This is a genomic window from Microbacterium oryzae (assembly GCF_030406385.1).
Taxonomy (GTDB): domain Bacteria; phylum Actinomycetota; class Actinomycetes; order Actinomycetales; family Microbacteriaceae; genus Microbacterium; species Microbacterium oryzae_A.
Genome location: NZ_JAUEPM010000003.1, coordinates 22,076 through 45,018 on the forward strand (window position 1 = coordinate 22,076; position 22,943 = coordinate 45,018).

Annotated in this window: 19 protein-coding genes; 3 read left to right on the plus strand and 16 right to left on the minus strand. The window is 71.8% G+C overall.

Annotation, left to right across the window (positions count from 1 at the left end):
• Positions 1-3: 3 nt before the first annotated feature.
• The 5 genes from ruvX to QWJ90_RS06100 all read right to left on the minus strand — a co-directional run bounded on the left by ruvX (position 4) and on the right by QWJ90_RS06100 (position 5,719).
• Positions 4-471, minus strand: coding sequence for a Holliday junction resolvase RuvX (ruvX, locus tag QWJ90_RS06080; protein ID WP_290106802.1), 468 nt, complete (start codon positions 469-471; stop codon positions 4-6).
• Entirely contained in the window at positions 468-3,128 is a 2,661-nt protein-coding gene (gene alaS, locus QWJ90_RS06085) for an alanine--tRNA ligase (RefSeq protein WP_290106803.1), read from the minus strand. Before alaS ends, ruvX begins: the two co-directional genes overlap by 4 nt.
• A gap of 70 nt (positions 3,129-3,198) precedes the next feature.
• Entirely contained in the window at positions 3,199-3,387 is a 189-nt protein-coding gene (locus QWJ90_RS06090; protein ID WP_290106804.1) for a hypothetical protein, read from the minus strand.
• 147 nt (positions 3,388-3,534) lie between these two features.
• Entirely contained in the window at positions 3,535-4,164 is a 630-nt protein-coding gene (rpsD, locus tag QWJ90_RS06095; RefSeq protein ID WP_156241366.1) for a 30S ribosomal protein S4, read from the minus strand.
• Positions 4,165-4,372: 208 nt separating this feature from the next.
• Entirely contained in the window at positions 4,373-5,719 is a 1,347-nt protein-coding gene (locus tag QWJ90_RS06100) for a replication-associated recombination protein A (protein ID WP_290106805.1), read from the minus strand.
• Between the two features lie 178 nt (positions 5,720-5,897).
• On the opposite strand from QWJ90_RS06100, the gene QWJ90_RS06105 reads away from it, so the two are divergent.
• Together QWJ90_RS06105 and QWJ90_RS06110 are read left to right on the plus strand one after the other, a co-directional pair.
• Entirely contained in the window at positions 5,898-7,544 is a 1,647-nt protein-coding gene (locus QWJ90_RS06105; protein WP_290106806.1) for a DUF349 domain-containing protein, read from the plus strand.
• A 100-nt stretch (positions 7,545-7,644) separates the two neighbouring features.
• On the plus strand, positions 7,645-8,235 hold the full coding sequence (locus tag QWJ90_RS06110) for a hypothetical protein (RefSeq protein ID WP_290106807.1): 591 nt from the start codon (positions 7,645-7,647) through the stop codon (positions 8,233-8,235).
• Here the strand turns inward: QWJ90_RS06110 and QWJ90_RS06115 are convergent.
• The 11 genes from QWJ90_RS06115 to gatC all read right to left on the minus strand — a co-directional run bounded on the left by QWJ90_RS06115 (position 8,214) and on the right by gatC (position 21,154).
• Positions 8,214-10,445: a RelA/SpoT family protein gene (locus QWJ90_RS06115; protein ID WP_290106808.1), complete on the minus strand. Its 2,232-nt coding sequence runs from the start codon at positions 10,443-10,445 to the stop codon at positions 8,214-8,216. The two genes, QWJ90_RS06110 and QWJ90_RS06115, sit on opposite strands and share 22 nt — an antisense overlap.
• A 70-nt stretch (positions 10,446-10,515) precedes the next feature.
• Complete coding sequence (secF, locus tag QWJ90_RS06120; protein WP_290106809.1) at positions 10,516-11,487, minus strand: protein translocase subunit SecF; 972 nt, start codon at positions 11,485-11,487, stop codon at positions 10,516-10,518.
• Complete coding sequence (gene secD, locus QWJ90_RS06125) at positions 11,487-13,184, minus strand: protein translocase subunit SecD (RefSeq protein ID WP_290106810.1); 1,698 nt, start codon at positions 13,182-13,184, stop codon at positions 11,487-11,489. Before secD ends, secF begins: the two co-directional genes overlap by 1 nt.
• A 47-nt stretch (positions 13,185-13,231) precedes the next feature.
• Positions 13,232-13,684: a preprotein translocase subunit YajC gene (locus QWJ90_RS06130; protein ID WP_290106811.1), complete on the minus strand. Its 453-nt coding sequence runs from the start codon at positions 13,682-13,684 to the stop codon at positions 13,232-13,234.
• 84 nt (positions 13,685-13,768) lie between these two features.
• Positions 13,769-14,809 carry a Holliday junction branch migration DNA helicase RuvB gene (ruvB, locus tag QWJ90_RS06135; RefSeq protein WP_290106812.1) on the minus strand — a complete coding sequence of 347 codons (1,041 nt, stop codon included), beginning with the start codon at positions 14,807-14,809 and terminating at the stop codon, positions 13,769-13,771.
• Positions 14,802-15,425, minus strand: a complete 624-nt coding sequence (gene ruvA, locus QWJ90_RS06140) for a Holliday junction branch migration protein RuvA (RefSeq protein ID WP_290106813.1) — start codon at positions 15,423-15,425, stop codon at positions 14,802-14,804. Before ruvA ends, ruvB begins: the two co-directional genes overlap by 8 nt.
• Positions 15,426-15,472: 47 nt before the next feature.
• Positions 15,473-16,042 (minus strand): crossover junction endodeoxyribonuclease RuvC, encoded by a 570-nt coding sequence (ruvC, locus tag QWJ90_RS06145; protein ID WP_290106814.1) that lies wholly within the window; start codon positions 16,040-16,042, stop codon positions 15,473-15,475.
• A gap of 516 nt (positions 16,043-16,558) precedes the next feature.
• Complete coding sequence (locus QWJ90_RS06150; protein ID WP_290106815.1) at positions 16,559-17,536, minus strand: hypothetical protein; 978 nt, start codon at positions 17,534-17,536, stop codon at positions 16,559-16,561.
• 281 nt (positions 17,537-17,817) lie between these two features.
• Entirely contained in the window at positions 17,818-19,332 is a 1,515-nt protein-coding gene (gene gatB / locus QWJ90_RS06155) for an Asp-tRNA(Asn)/Glu-tRNA(Gln) amidotransferase subunit GatB (protein WP_290106816.1), read from the minus strand.
• On the minus strand, positions 19,332-20,855 hold the full coding sequence (gatA, locus tag QWJ90_RS06160; protein ID WP_290106817.1) for an Asp-tRNA(Asn)/Glu-tRNA(Gln) amidotransferase subunit GatA: 1,524 nt from the start codon (positions 20,853-20,855) through the stop codon (positions 19,332-19,334). Before gatA ends, gatB begins: the two co-directional genes overlap by 1 nt.
• A complete protein-coding gene (gene gatC / locus QWJ90_RS06165) occupies positions 20,852-21,154 on the minus strand; it encodes an Asp-tRNA(Asn)/Glu-tRNA(Gln) amidotransferase subunit GatC (RefSeq protein ID WP_290106818.1) in 303 nt (100 codons plus the stop codon). Before gatC ends, gatA begins: the two co-directional genes overlap by 4 nt.
• 58 nt (positions 21,155-21,212) lie before the next feature.
• Between gatC and QWJ90_RS06170 the strand changes: the two genes are divergently transcribed.
• Entirely contained in the window at positions 21,213-22,910 is a 1,698-nt protein-coding gene (locus tag QWJ90_RS06170) for a long-chain-fatty-acid--CoA ligase (RefSeq protein WP_290106819.1), read from the plus strand.
• Positions 22,911-22,943 lie beyond the last annotated feature (33 nt).

Sequence of the window (22,943 nt, forward strand, 5' to 3'; positions counted from 1 at the left end):
GCCTTACTCCAAATCGGTGCCGACGAGGATGCCGGGCGCGGCCCCCGTCTGCTTCTCCGTGTCGACGGCGTGCTGCAGCAGCACGACAGCGGCGACCTGGTCGACGATTCCGCGCGACCCCTTCTGCGACCGCCCGGACTGGCGCAGCGCCGCGTGCGCGCTCACTGTGCTGAGTCGCTCGTCGACCATCCGCACGGGCGCGGACTGCGCGCGCGAGAGCTCGGCGGCGAAGTCGCGCGCGTCCTGCGTCGACGGCGTGTCGTCGCCGCGCATGTTGAGCGGCAGGCCCACCACGAGCTCGAGCGGACCGTGCTCGGCGGCCAGCTCGACGATGCGCGCGATCGATCGCTCGCCGCGCGGCACCGTCTCCACCGGGACGGCGAGCATGCCGTCGGCGTCGCACCGCGCGACGCCGACGCGGGCCTTGCCCACGTCGACGCCGAGGCGCACCCCGCGGCGGAAGCCGGTCATGCAGCCGCCAGGCCCGTGCGGATGGCCGCGAGCGCGGTGGGCACGGCGGTCGCGTCGGTGCCGCCGCCCTGCGCCATGTCGTCGCGACCGCCGCCGCCGCCGCCCAGGGCCGACGCCGCGGCCTTGGCGAGGGCGCCGGCCTTCGCACCGGCGCCGCGCGCGGCCTCGTTCGTGGCGACGATGACCACGGGCCGCCCCGCGACCTCGCCCGCGAGGGCGACGACCGCGGCGTCGGACCCGAGCCGCTCGCGCACCTGAGTGACGAGCGCGCGGACGTCGTCCTGCGATCCGACCGCGCCGAGCGACTCCGCGACGAGGCGCACCGAGCCGACACGGGCTGCGCTGTCGGCGAGGGCCGGCACGCGCTCGGCCAGCGCCTTGGCCTCGTACTGCGCGATGCGCTTCTCGGCGGCCTTGAGGCTCGCCGCGAGCTCGGCGACGCGGGTGGGCAGCTGCTCGCGCGGGGTCTTCAGCGCCGCGGTGAGCTCGTTCACGAGCGCGCGCTCCGCGGTCAGCTCGCGGAAGGCGTCGAGACCCACGAGGGCTTCGACGCGGCGGTTCGACGCGCCCACCGACGACTCGCCGGTGATGGAGACGAGACCGATCTCCGCAGAGGTCGACACGTGAGTGCCGCCGCAGAGCTCGCGCGACCACGGCCCGCCGATGTCGACCATCCGCACGCGGTCGCCGTACTTCTCGCCGAACAGGGCCATGGCGCCGGCTGCCTTCGCCTCCTCCAGCGTCAGCACGCGCGTGGTGACCTCGAGGTTGTCGCGCACGGCGTTGTTGGCGATCTCCTCGATCTCGCTGCGCGTGGCCGGGCTGAGCGGCTGTCCCCAGGTGAAGTCGAAGCGCAGGTAGCCGGCGCGGTTGAGCGACCCGGCCTGCGTCGCGCCCTTGCCCAGCGTGTCGCGGAGGGCGGCGTGCACGAGGTGGGTGGCGGAGTGCGCCTGCGTCGCAGCACGACGGTTCGCAGCGTCGACGACCGTGGTCGCCGGCTGGCCGACGCCCACCTCGCCGCGCGTGACCTCGACGGTGTGGCTCACGAGGCCGGGCACGGGGCGCTGCACGTCGAGGACCTCGAGCTCGAACCCGGGTCCGACGATGGCGCCCTTGTCGGCCACCTGACCGCCCGACTCCGCGTACAGCGACGTCTCGGCGAGGATGACCTCGGCGATCTGCCCCTGCGTGGCGCTCCCCCGGCTCTCGCCGTCGACGAGCACGCCGAGCACGCTCGACTGCGTCTCGAGGTCGGTGTACCCCGTGAACTCCGTCTCGCCGAGCGCGCGGAACTCGCGGTACACGCCGACGTCGGCGATGGCCCGCTTGCGCGAACGGGCGTCGGCCTTCGCGCGCTGCTTCTGCTCCTGCATGAGGCCGTCGAACGCGTCGCGGTCGACGCCGAGGCCCGCCTCCTCCGCGATCTCGAGCGTGAGGTCGATGGGGAAGCCGTACGTGTCGTGCAGGAGGAACGCCTCGGGGCCGGCGAGCGTGGCGCCGCCCGAGGCCTTGGTCCTGGCCACGGCGGTGTCGAGGATGGTCGAGCCCGCAGTGAGCGTGCGCAGGAACGTCTCCTCCTCCGCGAACGCGTAGGAGGAGATCCGCTGCCAGTCCTGCTCGACGACCGGGTAGCCGTCCTTCATGGCGTCGCGCGATGCCTCGAACAGGGCGGGGAACGTCGCCTCCTCGACCCCGAGCAGGCGCATCGAGCGCACGGTGCGGCGCATGAGGCGGCGCAGGATGTAGCCGCGGCCCTCGTTGGAGGGGGTGACGCCGTCGCTGAGCAGCATGAGGGACGAGCGCACGTGGTCCGCGATCACGCGGAAGCGCACGTCGTCGCCCTGGTCGGCGCCGTAGCGGCGACCCGAGAGCTCCACGGCGCGGTCGAGGACCGGGCGGACCTGGTCGGTCTCGTACATGTTCTCGACGCCCTGCTTGAGGAACGCCACGCGCTCGAGGCCCATGCCGGTGTCGATGTTCTTCTTCGGCAACTCGCCGACGATGTCGAACTCCGTCTTCGAGCGCACGTTGGTGATGGAGTTCTGCATGAACACGAGGTTCCAGATCTCCAGGAAGCGCCCGTCGTCGACGGCGGGTCCGCCGTCGCGGCCGTACGCGGGGCCGCGGTCGACGTAGATCTCCGAGCAGGGGCCGGCGGGGCCGGGCTGGCCCGTGGTCCAGAAGTTGTCGGCGCGGCCGAGCCGTTGGATGCGCTCCGCGGGGATCCCGGCGATCTTGCGCCACAGCGCGGCGGCCTCATCGTCGTCCTCGTAGACCGTCACCCACAGGTCGCGCTCGTCGAACCCGAGGCCGCCATCCGCCTCGTTCGAGGTGAGCAGCTCCCAGGCGTAGGAGATCGCGCCCTCCTTGAAGTAGTCGCCGAACGACCAGTTGCCCAGCATCTGGAAGAACGTGCCGTGACGGGCCGTCTTCCCGACCTCCTCGATGTCGTTCGTGCGGATGCACTTCTGCACGTCGGCGGCGCGCGCATACGGCGCGGGCACCACGCCGGTGAGGTACGGGATGAACGGCACCATGCCGGCGATCGTGAACATGATCGACGGGTCGTCGCTCACGAGCGATGCCGAGGGAACGATGGTGTGGTCGTTCTTCTCGAAGTAGTCGAGGTAGCGCTGCGCGATCTCCGCGGTCTTCATGAGGAGGGAAACGTCCTTCGGTGTACGTGCGAAAGCGGCCGCCGGTCGGGCGGCCGCAGGAGTGTGAGGGTCAGGCGGGCTCGTCGCCGTCGCGCCGGGCGGCCTCGGCGTAGTACGCGTCGGACATGCGGTCGGCGAACTCGTCGATCCGGCGGTCGATGGATCCCAGCAGCTCGTGTCCGCGCGGGTCCTTGTTCAGGAGGTGCCCGACGACCAGGCCTCCGGCGAGCCCCAGCAGGAACCACAGCAGCTTCTTCATGTCATCCGTCCTCGCGCCCGTCGCGTGTGTCGGCGCCGCACGCGACGCGCAGCGCCATCCCATCCTAGGGCGCAACGTCGGGCGGGAAGCGAGAGGGCGCCAGGGCACGAAGCCCCGGCGCCCTCCCGCGCTCATCGCGATGTGCGATCAGCGCGCCGCGTAGTACTCGACCACGAGCTGGACCTCACAGGTGACCGGCACCTCGACGCGCTTCGGGCGACGCACGAGCTTCGCCTGGAGCTTGTCGAGGTCGACCTCGAGGTAGCCGGGGACGTTCGGCAGGACCTCGGCGTGACCGCCGGCGGCCGCGACCTGGAACGGCTCGAGCGCCTCGCTCTTGGCCTTGACCTCGATCGTCTGACCCGGCTTCACCCGGAACGACGGACGGTCGACGATGTTGCCGTCGACGGTGATGTGACGGTGCACGACGAACTGGCGAGCCTGCGCGGTGGTGCGGGCGAAGCCCGAACGCAGCACGAGCGCGTCCAGACGCATCTCGAGGAGCTCGACGAGGTTCTCACCCGTCAGGCCGTCCTGGCGACGCGCCTCGTTGAAGGCGATGCGGAGCTGCTTCTCGCGGATGCCGTACTGCTCGCGGAGACGCTGCTTCTCACGCAGACGGACGGCGTAGTCGCTGTCAGCCTTGCGCTTGGTGCGGCCGTGCTGGCCGGGGCCGTAGGGGCGCTTCTCGAGGTAGCGCGCGGCCTTCGGGGTGAGCGCGACGCCGAGCGCGCGCGACAGGCGGACCTTGCGGCGGTCCTGGGACTTGGTGACCATGGTTTCCTTTCACGTGGCCGCGGATGTCGCGGACACACGGACGTACATCGCTCTTCTCCCGTTGGGGGCGTACGCCGGACTGCCCGAAGGAACTGCGAAGAGGGATGTGCTCGGATTTCGAGCCGATTCAGCCTATCAGACGAGGACTCTCCGGCCGCCGAGGCCGCTCCCAGCAGCGGAGGGCGCCCGACGCCCATCGGGATCGCCGTCAGCCCTCGAGGATGCGGCGGATCCGCTCGAGGCGGGCGGACACCTCGCGCTCGCCGCCGTGCTGCGTGGGCTCGTAGTACCGCGTGCCGACGAGCTCGTCGGGCAGGTACTGCTGCGGCACCACGCCGACGTCGCTGTCGTGCGGGTAGCGGTAGCCCTTGCCGTGCCCCAGTCGCTTCGCCCCCGCATAGTGCGCATCACGCAGGTGCTTGGGGACCGGCCCCATCCGCCCGGCCTTCACGTCGGCGATGGCGGCCCCGATCGCACGGTAGGCCGCGTTCGACTTGGCAGCGGTCGCGAGGTAGATCGTGGCCTCGGCGAGCGGGATGCGCCCCTCCGGCATGCCGATGAACGCGACGGCGTCGGCGGCGGCCACCGCGATCTGCAGGGCCTGCGGGTCGGCGAGGCCGATGTCCTCGGCTGCGTGCACGACCAGGCGCCGTGCGATGAAGCGCGGGTCCTCGCCGGCCTCGATCATGCGGGCGAGGTAGTGCACGGCGGCGTCGGGGTCGGAGCCGCGGATGGACTTGATGAACGCGCTGATGACGTCGTAGTGCTCGTCGCCCTGCCGGTCGTAGCGCAGGAGCGCGCGGTCCACCGCCTGGGCGACGTGATCCGCCGTCACCAGGGCCGGCTCGCTCACGGTGTCCTTCTCGACGTCGCCCGCGCTCTCGGATGCCGCGACGCCCGCGCTCGCCTCGAGGGCGGTCAGTGCGCGCCGGGCGTCGCCGGAGGCGAGCTGGATGAGAGCCGCGCGGGCCTCCGGTGCGAGCGCCACCGCGCCCGCGAGGCCGCGCGCGTCGGACACCGCGCGATCGATGAGGTCGCCGAGATCGTCGTCGGTGAGCGGCTGCAGGGTGAGCAGGAGCGACCGCGAGAGCAGCGGCGAGATGACCGAGAACGAGGGGTTCTCGGTGGTGGCCGCGATGAGGATGACCCAGCCGTTCTCCACGCCGGGCAGCAGCGCGTCCTGCTGGGCCTTCGTGAAGCGGTGGATCTCGTCGAGGAAGAGAATGGTCGACTGGCCGTAGAGGTCCCGCTGATTCAGCGCCTCCTGCATGACCTCGCGCACGTCCTTCACCCCCGCGGTGATCGCGGACAGCTCGACGAAGCGTCGTCCCGACGAGCGCGCGATCGCCTGGGCGAGCGTGGTCTTGCCGGTGCCCGGCGGGCCCCACAGGATCACGGAGACCGTGCCCGGCTTGGTGCCGTTGGGATCGGCCAGCGCGACGATGGGCGAGCCCGGGCGCAGCAGATGCGCCTGACCGGCGACCTCGTCCAGCGACGTCGGGCGCATCCGCACGGCGAGCGGCGTCTGCCCCTGGAAGAGCGCGGCGGAGGTCATCCCTCCAGGCTAGTCGGCGCCTCCGACGCCGCGCTGGATGGCCGTGCCGGCTCCGCGAGCTCGTCACGCGTCCGCGCGGCGGAATGATTCGCACTCTCCCGCTGACCTGAGCGACCGCGCGTACTAGGCTGGGCGCGTCCTGTTCCCCTCCCGCGGACCCCCGCGCAAGGAGATTCCCGTGTCGATTCCCGACCACACCACCCCGTCCGACTCCGCGCCCGAGGAGACTCCCGCCGCGGCGACCGCGTCTGCGGACGACGCAGCCTCGTCGGCCTCTCCCGCTGATGCGCTCACGCTTCAGGCGGTGGCCGACAGCGCTCTGATCGAGGCCGGCGCCATCCCCGCGCCGACCGGAGCGGAGTCCGCCGACGAGCAGACCCCCGCCGGGGCGCCCGAGCCGGGGTCCGCGCCGGAGCCGACGACCGCGGCGGGCACCGAGCTGCCGGCGGACGGCGCCGCGGCTGCTGAGGCGACCGAGGGTGCAGGCGCCGAGCCCGCGCCTGGTGCCGGTTGGACGACGTCCGAGCAGGGCGACGCCGCACCCGCCGCGGCCGACGCCGCACCGGCCGAGGCGCCCGCCGAGCCCGGCGAGGTCGTCATCGAGGAGACCTGGGGCCGCGTGACGGAGAACGGCGTCGTGTCGGTCCGCGAGGGCGACCAGTGGCGCGTCGTGGGCGAGTTCCCCGACGGCACGCCGCAGGAGGCGCTGGACTACTTCGTGCGGAAGTTCGCCGACCTGGAGTTCAAGGTGTCGACGCTCGAGCAGCGCCGCACTCGCGGCGGCGCATCGGCGAGCGACCTGCGCGGACAGGCCACGCGCCTGCAGAAGGACGTCGCCGGCGCCACCGCCGTGGGCGACCTCGCCGGGCTGGAGCAGCGTCTGACCGCTCTCATCGAGGCCCTCGCCGAGGCGACGGCCGAGGAGGCCGCCGCCGCGCGGGCCGCTGTGGACGCTGCCATCGTCGAACGGACCGGCATCGTCGAGAAGGCGGAGGCGCTCGCCGCCCGCGACCCGAAGACCGTGCAGTGGAAGCAGGCGACCGCCGACCTCGCCGACCTCTTCGCCGCGTGGCAGAGCCACCAGCAGAACGGCCCGCGTCTGCCGAAGGCGCAGGCTCAGGCCCTCTGGAAGCGCTTCCGCGACGCGCGCTCGACGGTCGAGCGGCAGCGCCGCGCCTTCTTCGCCGAGCTCGACGAAGTGCACAAGTCGGCGCGCGACGCGAAGAACCGGCTCATCGAGCGCGCCGAGGCCCTCGCTCCGCGCGGTGAGGACGGGATCCCCGCCTACCGCACGCTGCTGGACGAGTGGAAGCGCTCGGGCCGCGCCGGCCGCAAGGCCGACGACGCGCTCTGGGCTCGCTTCAAGGCGGCGGGCGACGCGCTGTACCAGGCGCGCACGGAGCGCGACCAGGCGGAGCAGGCCGAGTCCGCCCCGCGCATCGAGGCGCGCCGCGCGCTCCTCGAGGAGGCCAAGGTCGTCGCCGACACGAAGGATCTGACCGAGGCGCGTCGCATCCTCACCGGCATCCAGCGCCGCTGGGACGAGGTCGGCCGCATCTTCCCGCGCGACGTGGAGCGCGGCCTCGACGACCAGATGCGCCGCATCGAGCAGGAGCTCAAGCAGCGCGAGGACCTGGACTGGAAGCGCAACAACCCCGAGACGAAGGCGCGTGCCAACGATCTCGGCGGTCAGCTGCGCGACGCGATCGAGAAGCTGCAGGAGGAGCTCGCCGCCGCGGAGGCGCAGGGCGACCCGCGTGCGATCGCCGACGCCAAGGAGGCCCTGGAGGCCCGTCAGGCCTGGCTGCGCGCCATCGGCGGCTGATCCCCCGACGCGAGAAGCGGCCCCGTCCATCCGGACGGGGCCGCTTCGTCCGTCCACAGGCATCCGCGCCACCCCGACCAGCCGCGGCACACTGGCGAGCATGACCGTGTCGGGCGTCCTCTTCCCGGGCGGGCGCTTCAGCGTCGCCGAGCTGCAGGCGTCCTGCCTCGACGGCGAGCTCGTGCCGCTCGGCGTCGGGTATCTGCCGGCCGATGCCCCGACGCCGCCGGCGGTGCGGGCCGCCGCCCTCGCCCCGCTGCTCAGCACGAGCTGCGCGTACGTCGGGATGGCCGCGGCCTGGATCCACGGAGCCGCCTGCCGACTGCCGCAGCCCCTCGACGTGCAGCGGGCGGTGCCGTGGCGCACCACCCGCACCCTCGACCGCAGGGTGCGCTTCCACGACCAGGAGCTCGCTCCCGCCGACGTCGAGCTCCTCGGCGCGACCGCGGTGTCGACCAGGGCCCGCACGCTCGCCGACCTCGCCCGTGACGCCGTGCGACCCGACCCGCTTCACACCGACGCCGGACGTGCCGCCCTCGTGCTCGCGCGCGACGCGACCACGCGGGCGACGGCGATCGCCTGGTTCGCCGCGCACCCGCGGCGCACTCACGCCGTCGCGGCGGTCGCGCTTCTGCGCTCGCTCGACGAGGGCACCCCCGCCGAGCCAGCTCAGGAGGAGGTCACGCGGTAGACGTCGTAGACGCCGTCGATGCGGCGCACCGCGTTGAGCACGCGGTCGAGATGCACGGTGTCGCCCATCTCGAACACGTAGCGCGAGATCGCGAGGCGTTCGCGCGTGGTGGACACGTTCGCCGAGAGGATGTTGACGTGATGCTCGGTGAGCACGCGCGTGATGTCGGAGAGCAGCCCGCCGCGATCGAGGGCCTCGACCTGGATCTGCACGAGGAAGACGCTCTTGGTCGTCGGCGCCCACTCCACGTCGATCATGCGCTCGGGGTTGTCCTTCAGCGCCCGCACGTTGGTGCAGTCCGCACGGTGCACCGAGACGCCCTGACCGCGGGTGATGAACCCGACGATCTCGTCGCCGGGCACCGGCGTGCAGCACTTCGCGAGCTTGACGAGGATGTCGTCGGCGCCGCGCACGAGCACGCCCGAGTCGCCGCCGCGCGACTTGCTGCGCGAGGGGCTCGACGGCAGGTCGATGAGGCCGGTCGCCGGCTCCGACGTCTGGTGCAGCGCCGTGACCTTCTCGAGCACCGACTGCGTCGAGGTGTGCCCCTCGCCCACGGCCGCGTAGAGCGCCGAGACGTCCTCGAGCCGCAGCTGGTGCGCGACCTCGGCCAGCGAGTCCTTGAGGTTCTGCAGCGGCATGTTCTGGCGGCGCATCGCGCGGGCGATGGCCTCCTTGCCCTGCTCGATCGCCTCGTCACGGCGCTCCTTGGTGAACCAGCCGCGGATCTTGTTGCGCGCGCGCGAGCTCTTGACGAACTCGAGCCAGTCGTGGCTCGGGCCCGCGTCGGGGTTCTTCGACGTGAAGACCTCGACGATATCGCCCGAGCTCAGCTGCGAATCCAGCGGCACGAGACGGCCGTTGACCTTCGCGCCCATCGTGCGATGGCCGATCTCTGTGTGCACCGCGTACGCGAAGTCGACCGGCGTCGCACCGGCGGGGAGCCCGATCACGCGCCCCTTGGGCGTGAAGACGTAGACCTCCTTCGCGCCGATCTCGTAGCGCAGCGAGTCCAGGAACTCGCCGGGGTCCTTCGTCTCGGCCTGCCAGTCGCTGAGGCGGGCGACCCACGCCATGTCGGTGTCGGAGAGACGCCCGTCCTCCTGGCCCGAGGCCATCCGCTCCTTGTACTTCCAGTGCGCGGCGACGCCGTACTCGGCCTGCTGATGCATCTCCTGCGTGCGGATCTGGATCTCGACCGTGCGGCCGCCAGGGCCGATCACGGTCGTGTGCAGCGACCGATAGAGGTTGAACTTCGGAGTGGCGATGTAGTCCTTGAAGCGCCCCGGAAGCGGCGTCCAGCGGGCGTGGATCGCGCCGAGCACGGCGTAGCAGTCGCGCACGCTGCTCACGATGACCCGGATGCCGATGAGGTCGTAGATGTCGTCGAACTCGCGTCCGCGGACGATCATTTTCTGGTACACGGAGTACAGCTGCTTGGGCCGGCCCACAACGGCGCCGCGGATCCGCAGCTCGTGCAGGTCGATGCTGACGTCGTCGATGACCCGCTGCACGTACTGTTCGCGCTGCGGGGTGCGCTGCTTCACGAGGCTGTCGATCTCGTTGTAGATCTTCGGGTACAGCACCGCGAACGACAGGTCCTCGAGCTCGGACTTGATCGCCTGGATGCCCAGGCGGTGCGCGAGCGGCGCGTAGATCTCGAGGGTCTCGGTGGCCTTCTTCTTCGCCTTCTCCGGCGGGACGAAGCCCCAGGTGCGGGCGTTGTGCAGGCGGTCGGCGAGCTTGATGACGAGCACCCGGATGTCCTTCGACATCGCGACGATCATCTTGCGGACGGTCTCGGCCTGCGCGCTCTCGCCGTACTTGACCTTGTCGAGCTTCGTGACGCCGTCGACGAGGAGCGCGACCTCGTCGCCGAACTCCGAGCGGAGGTCCTCGAGCGGGTAGCCGGTGTCCTCCACGGTGTCGTGCAGGAGCGCAGCGGCGATGGCCTTCGGGCCGAGGCCCAGCTCGGCGAGGATCTCCGCGACCGCCAGCGGATGGGTGATGTAGGGCTCGCCGCTCTGACGCTTCTGGCCACGGTGCCGCTCGGCGGCCACCTGGTACGCCTTCTCGATGATGGCGACGTCGCCGCGCGGGTGGTTCGAGCGCACCGAGGCCAGCAGCTTCGAGAGATCCGCGTAGCGAGGCGCCCGCGAGAAGATCCGCGGCACGAGCCGTCGCAGGCTCGTGGGGCTGCTGTCGGGCATCGTCCTCCTCCCCCGGCCGCCGGGCGTGGACATCATCCTAAGCCCGCCTCACGGCGCACGAGGGCCGCGGTCAAGCGCGGGCTCCGAGCACGCGCTGGTCGCGCTGGGCGATCGCCGGCTCCTTCTCGCGCATCAGCGAGTAGAGCGGCGCCGACACGAACAGCGTCGAGTAGGTCGCGACGAGGATGCCGACGAAGATCGACAGCGAGATGTCGGAGAGCGTCTCGGCGCCGAGCCAGATCACGCCGATGAAGAGGATGGCCGCGACCGGCAGCGCGGCCACGATCGACGTGTTGATGGAGCGGACGAGGGTCTGGTTGACGCCGAGGTTGACCGACTCCCCGAACGTCCGCCCGGAGATCTCGCCGTCCTCCGCGGTGTTCTCGCGGATCTTGTCGAAGACCACCGTGGTGTCGTAGAGCGAGTAGCCGAGGATCGTGAGGAATCCGATCACCGCCGCAGGCGAGATCGCGAAGCCCGCCAGCGCGTAGACGCCGATCGTGATCACGAGCACGTCGACGAGGCCGATGATCGCCGCAACCGACATCTTCCAGGTGCGGAAGTAGATCGCGAGGATGACGAACGTCAGCACGAGGAAGACGACGAGGCCCCACAGCGACTGGCGCGTGACATCCGCACCCCAGGTCGGGCCGATGAACGAGTCGGTCACCTCGGTCGCGTCGACGCCGTAGCCCTCGGCGAGGGCCGCCGAGACCTCACGGGTCTCGTCCTGCGACAGCTGCGTGGTCTGCACGCGGATGTCCGTGCCGCCGACCACGGTGACCTTGGCCTCGGCCTCTCCGTCGACCGAGTGCACGGCGTCGGTCGCGATGGCCTGGTCCGTGGAGTCGGGTGCCGAGACGGTGAACTGCGAGCCGCCGGTGAACTCGATCGAGAGATCGACACCCCGCACGAACGGCGCGAGCACCGAGATCGCCACGAGCACGATGGCGATGATGAACCAGAGCTTCCGGCGGGCGACGAACGGAACCGACGCCTTGCCGGTGTAGAGGTCGTTGCCCCACTGTCCCATCGAGCCCATCAGACGTTCTCCTCCGTGCCGAGGCGCTCGCCTGCGCGGCGCTCGGCTTCCTTGCGTTCTGCGATGGTCTGACGTCGCTCGGCTTCACCGCGCGCGCGGGTGCTGCGCGGCGAGGTGACCGCCGGCGTGCGGAACTGCGCGCGCCCGCGGAAGACGGCGCCGAGCGAATCGGGGTCGAGCCCCGACAGCGGATGGCCGCCGCCGAAGAAGCGGGTGCGCGCGAGCAGCTGCATGACCGGGTGGGTGAAGATGATGAAGATCAGGATGTCGAGCACGGTGGTGAGACCGAGCGTGAACGCGAATCCCTTCACGGTCGCGTCGGCGAGGATGTACAGCACCACGGCCGCGAGGATGTTGATCGACTTCGAGATGTAGATCGTGCGCTTGGCGCGTGCCCAGCCGTCTTCGACCGCCCCGGTGATCGTCTTGCCGTCGCGCAGCTCGTCTCGGATGCGCTCGAAGTAGACGATGAACGAGTCGGCGGTGAAGCCGATCGTGACGATGAGCCCCGCGACGCCCGCGAGCGACAGGCGGTACCCCACGCGCCACGACAGGATGCACAGCAGGATGTAGGTCAGCACCGCCATCACCGCGAGCGAGGCGATGATCACGAAGCCGAGTGCGCGGTAGCTGATCGCCACGACGTACAGCGCGACGAGGCCGAGGCCGATGAGGCCGGCGATGAGGCCGATCTGCAGCTGCTGCGAGCCGAGCGTCGCGGAGATGGTGTCGGAGGAGACGACCTCGAAGCTGATCGGCAGGGCGCCGAACTTCAGCTGGTCGGCCAGGACCTGCGCGGTCTCCTGCGTGATGCCCTGACCGGAGATGCTGGGGCGGCCGTTCGTGATGACCGCGTCCATGGTGGGCGCGGAGATGACCTGGCCGTCGAGCACGAACGCGAACATGTTCGCGGGCTGCGCCTGGCCGTAGAGCTGCTGGCTGATCTCGCCGAACGTCTTCGTGCCCTCGCCGTCGAAGCGAAGCTGCACGGCCCACTGGCCGTTCTGCTGATCGACGACGGCCTGCGCGTCGGAGATCGACGAGCCGTCCATCTCGAGCGGGCCGAGGAGGTACTTCGCGGACCCGGTCTCGTCGCACGCGATGAGCGGCTGGTCGTCGGCGGCCTCAGCCGGGTCGGACGGCTGCGCGCAGTCGTACGCGAAGAACTGCGCCTGCAGAGCGGGCGTGATCCAGTTCGGGTCGTTGCCCGCCGTCGGCTCGACCGTCGGCGTGGCCGCGAGGGACGGGTCGGGCGTCGGGTACGGCGTGCTCTCGCCGTCCTCGCCGACGAAGGTGTTGGCGGCCACGTCGGCGTAGAGCACCTTACGGAGCTGCATCTGCGCGCTCGCCTCGATGCGCTCGCGCGTCGCCTCATCGGCGACGCCGGGGATCTGCACGACGATGTTGTTCGCGCCCTGCGTGGTCACCTCGGCCTCGGAGACGCCGGAGGCGTCCACGCGCTGTCGGATGATCGTCACCGCCTGGCGCATCTGCTCGTCGGACGGGGTCTCGTCCGCGGTCTGCGCCTCGAGCACGATCTGCGTGCCGCCCTGCAGGTCGAGCGCGAGCTCGGGAACCCAGGCGCTCTCCTTGAACACGTGCACGCCGAGCGCGTTCACGCCGAAGAGCACCGCCGTGAGGACGAGGAGGCCGGTGAGGGTGCGCACAGCTCTGCGCACGGGTGAGGATGTCGCCACGAGACGTCAGCTTTCCGGTCGGCCCGAGGGCCCGAGATGAGGGGGTGTCAGTTCTGCGGCTTGTCGTCACCGGGGCGGCGGCCGCCCTCGATGTCGTCCAGGCCGTCCACGCGCGGCGCGTCGTCGACCGGGCGCTCCACGTCTGCCCCGCTGAGGTTCAGCAGCTCGTCCTGCTGCGTTGCGGGCTCGACGTCCGCGACCTCGCCATCGGCCGCGTCGGCCGCGACAGCGGACGTCTCCGGAGCCAGGTCGAGCGCCTGCGCGTGCACCTCGATGACGACACCGGGTGCGACCTCGATCTCGGCGGCCTGCGTGAGGTCGTCCGCGTCGAAGGAGACGATGGTGCCGAAGATGCCGCTGCGCGTCATCACCCGGGCGCCCGGGACCATCTGAGCCTGACGGCGCTCCTGCTCCTCCTTCATCTTCTTGGTGCGGCGGCGGGAGCTGGTGAACATGAACACCAGCAGCGCGGCCAGGACGACGAGGAGGAGAAGATCCATGGAGGATGCGCCTTTCAGACGTGCGTGAGCCGTCTTCGGCTCGAGGGGAACGACGCCGGAGAGCCCGGCGGAAGTCTCCAGCGATTATAGGTCATCGAGTTTCAGCGCCGTCTGACCGTGCGCGGCGTGCGCCACGCCGAGGTGCGCATAGGCCTCGGGGGTGGCGACGCGGCCGCGCGGCGTGCGCCCCATGAAGCCGATGCGCACGAGGTAGGGCTCCACGACGCTCTCGACCGTGTCGGCCTCCTCGCCCACGGAGACCGCCAGCGTGCCGAGTCCCACGGGGCCGCCGCGGAACCGCCGCACGAGGGCGTCCAGCACGGCCCGGTCGAGCCGGTCCAGTCCGATCGCGTCGACGTCGTACAGCTCGAGCGCCGCCCGGACGTCCTCGAGCGACGCCGCCCGGCCACCGCCGCGCACGAGCGCGTAGTCGCGCACGCGGCGCAGCAGCCGGTTCGCGATGCGGGGCGTGCCGCGCGAGCGGCGCGCGATCTCGTCGCGCTGCGGGCCCGCCAGGTGCATCCCGATGACGCGCGCGGAGCGGGCGATGACCTGCTCGAGCTCCTCGGGCTCGTAGTACTCGAGGTGCGCGGTGAACCCGAACCGGTCGCGCAGCGGGTTCGGCAGCATGCCCGATCGGGTCGTCGCGCCGACGAGGGTGAACGGAGCGAGGTCCAGCGGGATGCTCGTCGCGCCGGCGCCCTTTCCCACCATGATGTCGATGCGGAAGTCCTCCATGGCGAGATACAGCATCTCCTCGGCCGTGCGGGCCATCCGATGGATCTCGTCGATGAAGAGCACCTCCCCGGGCACGAGACTCGACAGCAGCGCGGCGAGGTCGCCGGCGTGCTGGATGGCCGGGCCGCTCGACATGCGCAGGGGCCGCTCGCTCTCGTGGGCGATGATCATCGCCAGGGTGGTCTTGCCGAGGCCGGGAGGGCCTGCGAGGAGGATGTGGTCTGCGGGCCGCTCCTGGATGCGCGCGGCGTCGAGGAGGAGCTGGAGCTGCCCGCGCACCTTGTGCTGGCCGACGAACTCGTTCAGGCTCGCCGGGCGCAGCGCCCCCTCGATGGCGAGCTCGGTGTCGTCAGCGGGCTCCGGCGAGATGGCGTCGCGCTCAGCCACGAGCGCCTCCCGGCTGCGCGGGGCCGAGCGCGGCGAGCGTCAGGCGCAGGAGGGCGGGCACCGACGCGCGGTCGGCGTCGGAGGCCGACTCCGCGGCCGACGCGACCGCGTCCACCGCGACGCGCTCGGGCCATCCGAGACCGGCGACGGCCTGGGTGACCTGCGCGATCACCGCGTCGGGCGCTGCCGCCCCGCCCGCCGCGGCGGCCGGTGACGGCGGCGCGAGCCGCCCCTGCAGCTGCAGGGCGATGAGCTTGGCGGTCTTCGGGCCGATGCCGGAGACCTTGCGGAACGGCTTGTCGTCCTCGTTCGCGACCGCCTCGGCGATCTGATCGATGGTGAGACCGGACAGCACGCCGAGGGCGGACTTCGGACCGACGCCGGTGACGCCGAGGAGGATCGCGAACACCTCGAGCTCCTCGCGCTCGGCGAAGCCGAACAGCGCGAGCTGGTCCTCGCGCACGATGAGGTGCGTATGGAGGAAGAGCTCCTCCCCCTGCCTCGCGATGCGCGCGACGTCGACCGGCACGGCCACCGAGAAGCCGACGCCGCCCACCTCGACGATCACGCTGTCGGATCCGGTGTGCAGCACGGTTCCGCGCAGTGTCGAGATCATGACAGCCAGCCTACGGTGCGATCGTACCTATGTTCGATGCGACACGCTCAGCGTGCGAGGGCGCCGCGGTTGCGCGTGCGCTTCTCGGCTTCGGCCCATGCGCGCTGGGCGGGCGTGAGCGCCTCGCCCGCTGTGGCCTCCGCCGGCGCGCCGCGCCACGCGTGGCACAGCGCGAGAGCGAGCGCGTCCGCCGCATCCGCGGGGCGAGGGAGCTCCTCGAGCCGCAGCACGCGGGCGACCATGGTCTGCACCTGCAGCTTGTCCGCGGACCCGTATCCGGTGATCGCGGCCTTCACCTCGCTCGGGGTGTGCGTCGCGGTCGGAAGGCCGGCCTCGGCCGCGAGCAGCAGGGCGACGCCCGCGGCCTGCGCGGTGCCCATGACCGTGGAGCGGTTCTGCTGCGCGAAGACGCGCTCGACGGCAACGACCTCCGGACGGTGCTCCTCGAGGACGACGCGGATGCCGGCGGCGATGATCGCGAGCCGTTCGGCGACCGACGCGTCCACCGGCGAGCGGACGACCGCCACGTGCACGAGGGTCGCCGTGCGGTCCCGCCGCACGTCGACGACGCCGACACCGCAGCGGGTGAGACCGGGGTCGATGCCGAGCACGCGCATGCCGCCAGCCTACGCCGGGGGTCTCACGCGCCCCGGCGGCGCGCGGCGGCGCGTGGGTGTGGGGCGGTGTGCTCGCGCGGTGCCCGGGCCGGGGGACGCGGAATCCTCCGAGACTGCGCGATCGCTCACGCGCATCGTCAGCGCTCCGGCACCGCGCGTAGCGCACGCGGTCTCGGAGGATCGACAGGGGCATGCTCGGCGAGACAGCCCCATCGCTCCGGGACGTCGCCATTGCGCGGGGCGAGCCTTGGCGGCCCGAGACTGCGCAAACGCTCGCCGACAGGCCCGCGGCTCCCACGGCTCGTGCGAAGCACGCGGTCTCGGAGCATCGGCGTGTGCGCCCGCGCGATGCCGCCCGATTCCGCTGCCAGGAACGCGGTGCTCCGAACCCGCTCCGCCGCTTCGACACCGCGCGTCCGCTCGCGCCCGCCGGCGCTGCTCCCGCACCGGGCGTGAGGCACGCAGTCTCCGAGCATCAGCGAGGGCATCGCCTGCGCGACAGCCGCGTCGGGCGAGTCAGCGCTCGGCGGCGGGTGCCGCGGCTGGCGCCGCGGGAAGCGTCGCGAGCAGCGCGTATCGGGGCAGCCTTCGCCGCACCAGGCCGGCGGCGCGGAGAGCCTCGTCGAGCTCACGCGGGTCGCGCACCTCCCGCCATCCCCACCGCGCCACGTTCGCATGCTCGCGCAGCAGCCGGTCGCGCTGCTTCTCTGCGAGCACGACCTCCGCCGGCGCGCCGTATGTGCCGTCGTACTTGACCGCGCCATCCGCCTCGCCGATCACGCGCGCGTGCGGCCACCACATGTCCACCCGCTGCGTGCGGCCATCCCTCGTCGTGATCTGCCTCTGAAGAAGGGGCTCGTCATAGCCCAGCCAGGTCGCCGCGCATCGGCTCACCGACTCGAGCGGCGTCTCGGCCAGCGGATTCGCGGACGCGATCGCCTCCGATGCCCTGCCACAGCCGCGACCGACGGGCCGGTCCCCGTTCATCTTCACGAGGTCGTCGCGAGTGGGAGCATCCGAACGGCGCAGCAGCGCGTCGAAGATCGCGACGCCGGCGGCGAGATGACGGGAACGAGCGATGTCGATGGCGGTGTCGGTCGGCGAGACGACGCGCAGACCGTCGACCTCCACGACCTCGCGCGGGTACCGACTCTGGTGGATGCGCACGCCGCCCGACGCCCGCGCGGTGCCGGTCTCGGTGAGCAGGTGAACCTCCTCCGGCTCGGCGAGCACGGGCAGCCCCAGCACGGCGGCCGCCGACTCGAGGAACAGCGTGGCGCCGGGATGGGTGAGCGCCGCCGCGTGCACGCGCACCAGGTACCGGCCCCAGGGAGGCAGCGCGCTCCAGCCGGCATCGTCCACGTACACGCCGCGAGCGACGCGGCGCACCTCGCCGCGACGCTCGGCGAGATCGAGGCGGATGGCCGCATCTCGCGGCGTGAGCAGCGGCAGCGGCGACGGGACGAGTCGGGGCGGGACGAGAAGAGCCGGCATGCGCCCATGCTCTGACGGCCGAAGGCGCCGGTGCCGGGAGCGTCCGGATCTGTGGAGCGCCACTCCGCGTCGCCGCCCCTGTGCACGAAACGTGCGGCCGGCGGGCCCCGGCGTCCCGGCCCACCGCCGCCCGCTCCGGCAGGACCGCCGCACCGCCGGCGGCGGGAGCGCACCGTCAGCGCTCGGAGACAGCATCGACGCTCGCGCACAGCGCCCCCGCTCCGAGACCACGTGCGGAGCACGTGGTCTCGGAGCGGGGGCGCGGGAGAGCACCGAAGGCGCTACTGCTGTGCGCGCTCCAGGACCAGCTCGCGCACGCGTGCGGCGTCCGCCTGGCCCTTCATGGCCTTCATGACGGCGCCGATCACGGCGCCTGCGGCCTGGACCTTGCCGTCCTTGATCTTCGCGAGCACATCGGGCTGCGCGGCGAGGGCGTCGTCGATCGCGGCGATGAGCGCCCCGTCGTCCGAGACGACGGCGAGGCCGCGCCCGTCCACGACCTCCTGCGGGGTCCCCTCGCCGGCGATGACGCCCTCGAGCACCTGGCGGGCGAGCTTGTCCGTCAGCGTGCCGGCCTCGACGAGACCCTGCAGGGCCGCGACGTCGGCGGGCGACACGAGAGCGGAGGGCTCGCGGCCCTCGGCGTTCGCGACGCGGGTGATCTCACCCGTCCACCACTTGCGGGCGGAGGCAGGCGACGCACCGGCGGCGACCGTGGCCTCGACCTCGGCCAGCAGCCCGCCGTTGGCGACGTCCTGGAACTCGAGGTCGGTGAACCCCCACTGCTCCTTGAGCCGGCGACGACGCGCAGACGGCGACTCGGGCAGCGCGGCGCGCAGCTCCTCGATCAGCTCGAGCGAGGGCTCGACGGGGAGGAGGTCCGGCTCGGGGAAGTAGCGGTAGTCGTCGGCGTCCGACTTCGGACGACCGGGCGACGTGGTGCCGGTGTCCTCATGCCAGTGCCGCGTCTCCTGCGTGATCGTGCCGCCGGCGGCGAGGATGGCCGCCTGACGGCGGATCTCGTAGCGGACGGCGCGCTCGACCGAGCGCATGGAGTTGACGTTCTTCGTCTCCGTGCGCGTGCCGAGCTTCTCCGCGCCCCGCGGACGCAGCGAGACGTTCGCGTCGCATCGGATGTTCCCGCGCTCCATGCGGGCCTCGGAGATGCCGAGTCCGCGCGCGATCTCCCGTATGGTCGCGAGATACGCCTTCGCGAGCTCGGGTGCGCGGTGCTCGGCGCCGAAGATCGGCTTCGTGACGATCTCGACGAGCGGCACGCCCGCGCGGTTGTAGTCGACGAGTGAGTACTCGGCGCCCTGGATGCGGCCGGACGAGCCGCCGAGGTGCGTGAGCTTGCCGGCGTCCTCCTCCATGTGCGCGCGCTCGATCGGGATGCGGAAGACGTCGCCGCCCTCGAGCTCCACCTCGACCTCGCCCTCGAACGCGATCGGCTCGTCGTACTGGCTGATCTGGTAGTTCTTCCCGAGGTCGGGGTAGAAGTAGTTCTTGCGCGCGAACCGGCTCGACGGCGCGATCGAGCAGCCGAGCGCGAGGCCGAGGCTGATCGACGAGCGGATGGCCTCGGCGTTGACCGTGGGCATGGAGCCGGGCAGGCCCATGTCGACGGGTGCGATCAGCGTGTTGGGTGCCGCGTCGTGGAACTCCTCGTTGGCGGGGTTCCCCGCCTCGGAGAACATCTTCGTGCGCGTGTTGAGCTCGACGTGCACCTCGAGGCCGATGACGGGCTCGAACATCTCGAGCGCGGCATCGAAGTCCATCAGCTTGTCCTTGGCCATCAGCGGGCCCCTCCTTCCGTCGCGCCCAGCACCGGCGCGCGATCCAGCAGCGGTCCGCCCCACGAGTCGACGAGCAGCGTCTCGAGGGCGGCGCCGACGCGGTACAGGCGCGCATCCTCACGGGCGGGCGCCAGGAACTGGATGCCGGTGGGCAGTCCGTCGTCCGACGCGAGCCCCGACGGGATCGAGATCCCGGGGACGCCGGCGAGGTTCGCCGGGATGGTGGTGAGGTCGTTGAGGTACATCGACAGCGGATCGTCGATCTTCTCGCCCAGACGGAACGCCGTGGTCGGCGCGGTCGGCGTCGCGATGACGTCGACGTCCGCGAACGCGCGGGCGAAGTCCTGCTGGATGAGGGTGCGGACCTTCTGCGCGCTGCCGTAGTAGGCGTCGTAGTAGCCCGCAGAGAGCGCATACGTGCCGAGGATGATGCGGCGCTTCACCTCGGGGCCGAAGCCGGCGTCTCGCGTGGCGGACATGACGTCCTCCACGGTGCCGCCGGGCACGTCGACGCGCATGCCGAAGCGCACCGAGTCGAACTTCGCGAGGTTGCTCGACGCCTCCGCCGGGAGGATCAGGTAGTAGGCCGCGACGGCGTACTCGAAGTGCGGCGCGCTGATCTCGACGATCTCGGCGCCCTGCGCCTCGAGCATCGCGACGGCGGCGCGGAACGACTCCGCCACACCGGTCTGGAAGCCGCTGGCGGGCAGTTCCTTCACGATGCCGACGCGGAGGCCCTTCAGCACATCTCCCCTGGCGCCCTCGCGGGCGGCGGCGGCGAAGGACGGCCACGCATCGGTGAGCGAGGTGGCGTCGTGCGGGTCGTGCCCGCCGATCACGTCGTGCAGGAGCGCGGAGTCGAGGACCGTGCGGGTGACGGGGCCGACCTGGTCGAGCGACGAGGCGAGGGCGATGGCGCCATAGCGGCTCACGCCGCCGTAGGTCGGCTTCATGCCCACCGTGCCGGTGACGTGCGCGGGCTGGCGGATGGAGCCGCCGGTGTCGGAGCCGAGGGCGAGCGGCGCCTCGAAGGCGGCGACCGCGGCCGCCGAGCCGCCGCCCGAGCCGCCGGGGACGCGGTCGAGGTCCCAGGGGTTGCGCGTGGGACCGTATGCCGAGTGCTCGGTGGAGGAGCCCATGGCGAATTCGTCCATATTGGTCTTGCCGAGCGGCACGAGGTCGGCGGCGCGCGCACGCGCGACGACCGTGGCGTCGTAGGGCGACATGTAGCCCTCGAGGATGCGCGATCCCGAGGTGGAGGGCATGTCGGTCGTGACGAGCACGTCCTTGATGGCGAGCGGCACGCCCGCGAGCGGGCCGAGCTTCTCGCCGGCCGCACGGCGGCGGTCGACGTCCTCCGCGACCTCGACGGCGTGATCGCTGACGTGGAGGTAGGCGTTCACCTGCCGGTCGACGTCGGCGATGCGGTCGAGGTGCGCACGTGTGGCCTCGACGCTGGAGATCTCGCCCGCCGCGAGGCGCTCGGCGAGATCGGCGGCGGTCAGTCGGATGATGTCGCTCACTGCTCCTCCTCCGCGAGGATCGCGGTCACGCGGAACCGGCCGCCGTCGGCGTCCGGCGCGTTCTGCAGCGCCTGCTCGGTGGTGAGCATGGTGCCCACCTCGTCGGGACGGAAGACGTTCTGCAGGGCGATCGGATGGCTCGTCGCCGGCACATCGTCGCGCGCGACCTGGCCGACCTTGGCGATGTTGTCGACGATCGCGTCGAGCTCGCCGGTCAGGCGGGTCACCTCCGCGTCGTCGAGCTGGATCCGGGCGAGCACACCGAGATGGCGCACGAGATCAGGAGTGATTTCTGACACCCGTCGATTCTAGGCGGTGCCTGCCGGGCCATCCGCCGGTCGCCCCTAGGCTGGACGCGTGACGCAGCCGTTCGACCCGCCTCGCCCGTGGGTGTCCTCCTACGCCGACGGGGTCCCGCACGACCTCCCGCCCGTCTCCGGCTCCCTGCTCGACCTCGTCGACGCCTCGGCCCGCGACTACCCGAGCGCTCCGGCACTCGAGTTCTTCGGGCGCGTCGTCGACTACGCGACGCTCCGCGCAGACATCGACCGCGCCGCCGCGGGCCTTCTTGCCCGCGGAGTGCGCAGCGGCGACCGTGTGGCGATCATCCTTCCGAACTGCCCCCAGCACATCGTCGCGTTCTACGCGGTGCTGCGGATCGGGGCGGTCGTCGTCGAGCACAACCCCCTCTACACGCCGCGCGAGCTGCGCAAGCAGTTCGAGGATCACGGCGCGCAGCACGCCATCGTATGGAGCACGGTCGTCGAGACCGTGCGGTCCTTCCCCGCGGACCTCGCCCTCGCCACGATCATCTCCGTGGACATCACCCGGGCCATGCCCCCGCTGATGCGCCTGGCCCTGCACCTGCCGGTGCCGAAGCTGCGCGCCACCCGCACGCAGCTGACAGCACGGGTGCGCGACGCCGTCAGCTGGGAAGACGTGGTCGGGCACGCGCCGATCGCCGCGGACCATCCGCGACCGGCGACATCCGACATCGCCATCATCCAGTACACGAGCGGCACGACCGGCGACCCGAAGGGGGCCGCGCTCACGCACGGGAACCTCCTCGCCAACGCGGAGCAGGCGCACGCCTGGACGCCGGGCGTGGCCCGTGGCGAGGGCACGGTGGTCTATGCCGTGCTGCCGATGTTCCACGCCTACGGACTCACGCTGTGCCTCACCTTCGCGATGTCGCAGGCCGCGCGCCTCGTGCTCTTCCCGAAGTTCGACCCCGACATGGTGCTGGCGGTCGCGCGCCGTCATCCCGCGACGGTGCTGCCCCTCGTGCCGCCGATCGCCGAGCGGCTCCTGCGTCGGGCGAAGGAGAAGGGCGTGTCGCTCGCGGGCACGCAGATCGGCGTCTCGGGCGCGATGGCGCTCCACGACAGCCTCGTGGTGCCGTGGGAGGAGGAGACGGGCGGCTATCTCGTCGAGGGCTACGGCCTGTCGGAGTGCTCCCCCGTGCTCATCGTGAATCCGGTCTCGGAGAACCGCCGTGCCGGCACCATCGGACTTCCCCTGCCCGGGACCGAGGTGCGCGTCGCAGATCCGGACGACCCGTCGCGCGACGTCGCGTCGGGTGAGCCCGGTGAGCTGCTCGTGCGGGGCCCGCAGGTGTTCGGCGGGTACTACGGGCGCCCGGAGGCCACGGCGAAGGTCTTCCACGAGGGCTGGTTCCGCACCGGCGACATCGTCACGATGGACGCGGACGGCTTCGTGAAGGTGGTCGACCGGATCAAGGAGCTCATCATCACGGGCGGCTTCAACGTCTCGCCGACCGAGGTGGAGATCGCCCTCCGGCAGCATCCCGCGGTGGCGGACGCCGCGGTCGTCGGCCTGCCGAGCATGCGCAGCGGCGAGGACGTCGTCGCGGCGGTGGTCCTCGACGGCGGGTCGCGCGCCGACGAGCAGGAGCTGCGCGCCTTCGTCCGCGGCATCCTCACGCCCTACAAGGTGCCGCGTCGGATCGTGTTCGTCGACGAGCTGCCCACGTCGATGATCGGGAAGGTCCTGCGCCGCGAGGTGCGCGAGCGCCTCCTCCGCGCGGACGCCTGACGGCGGAAGCCACCAGCCGCGCGAGCGCGGCGC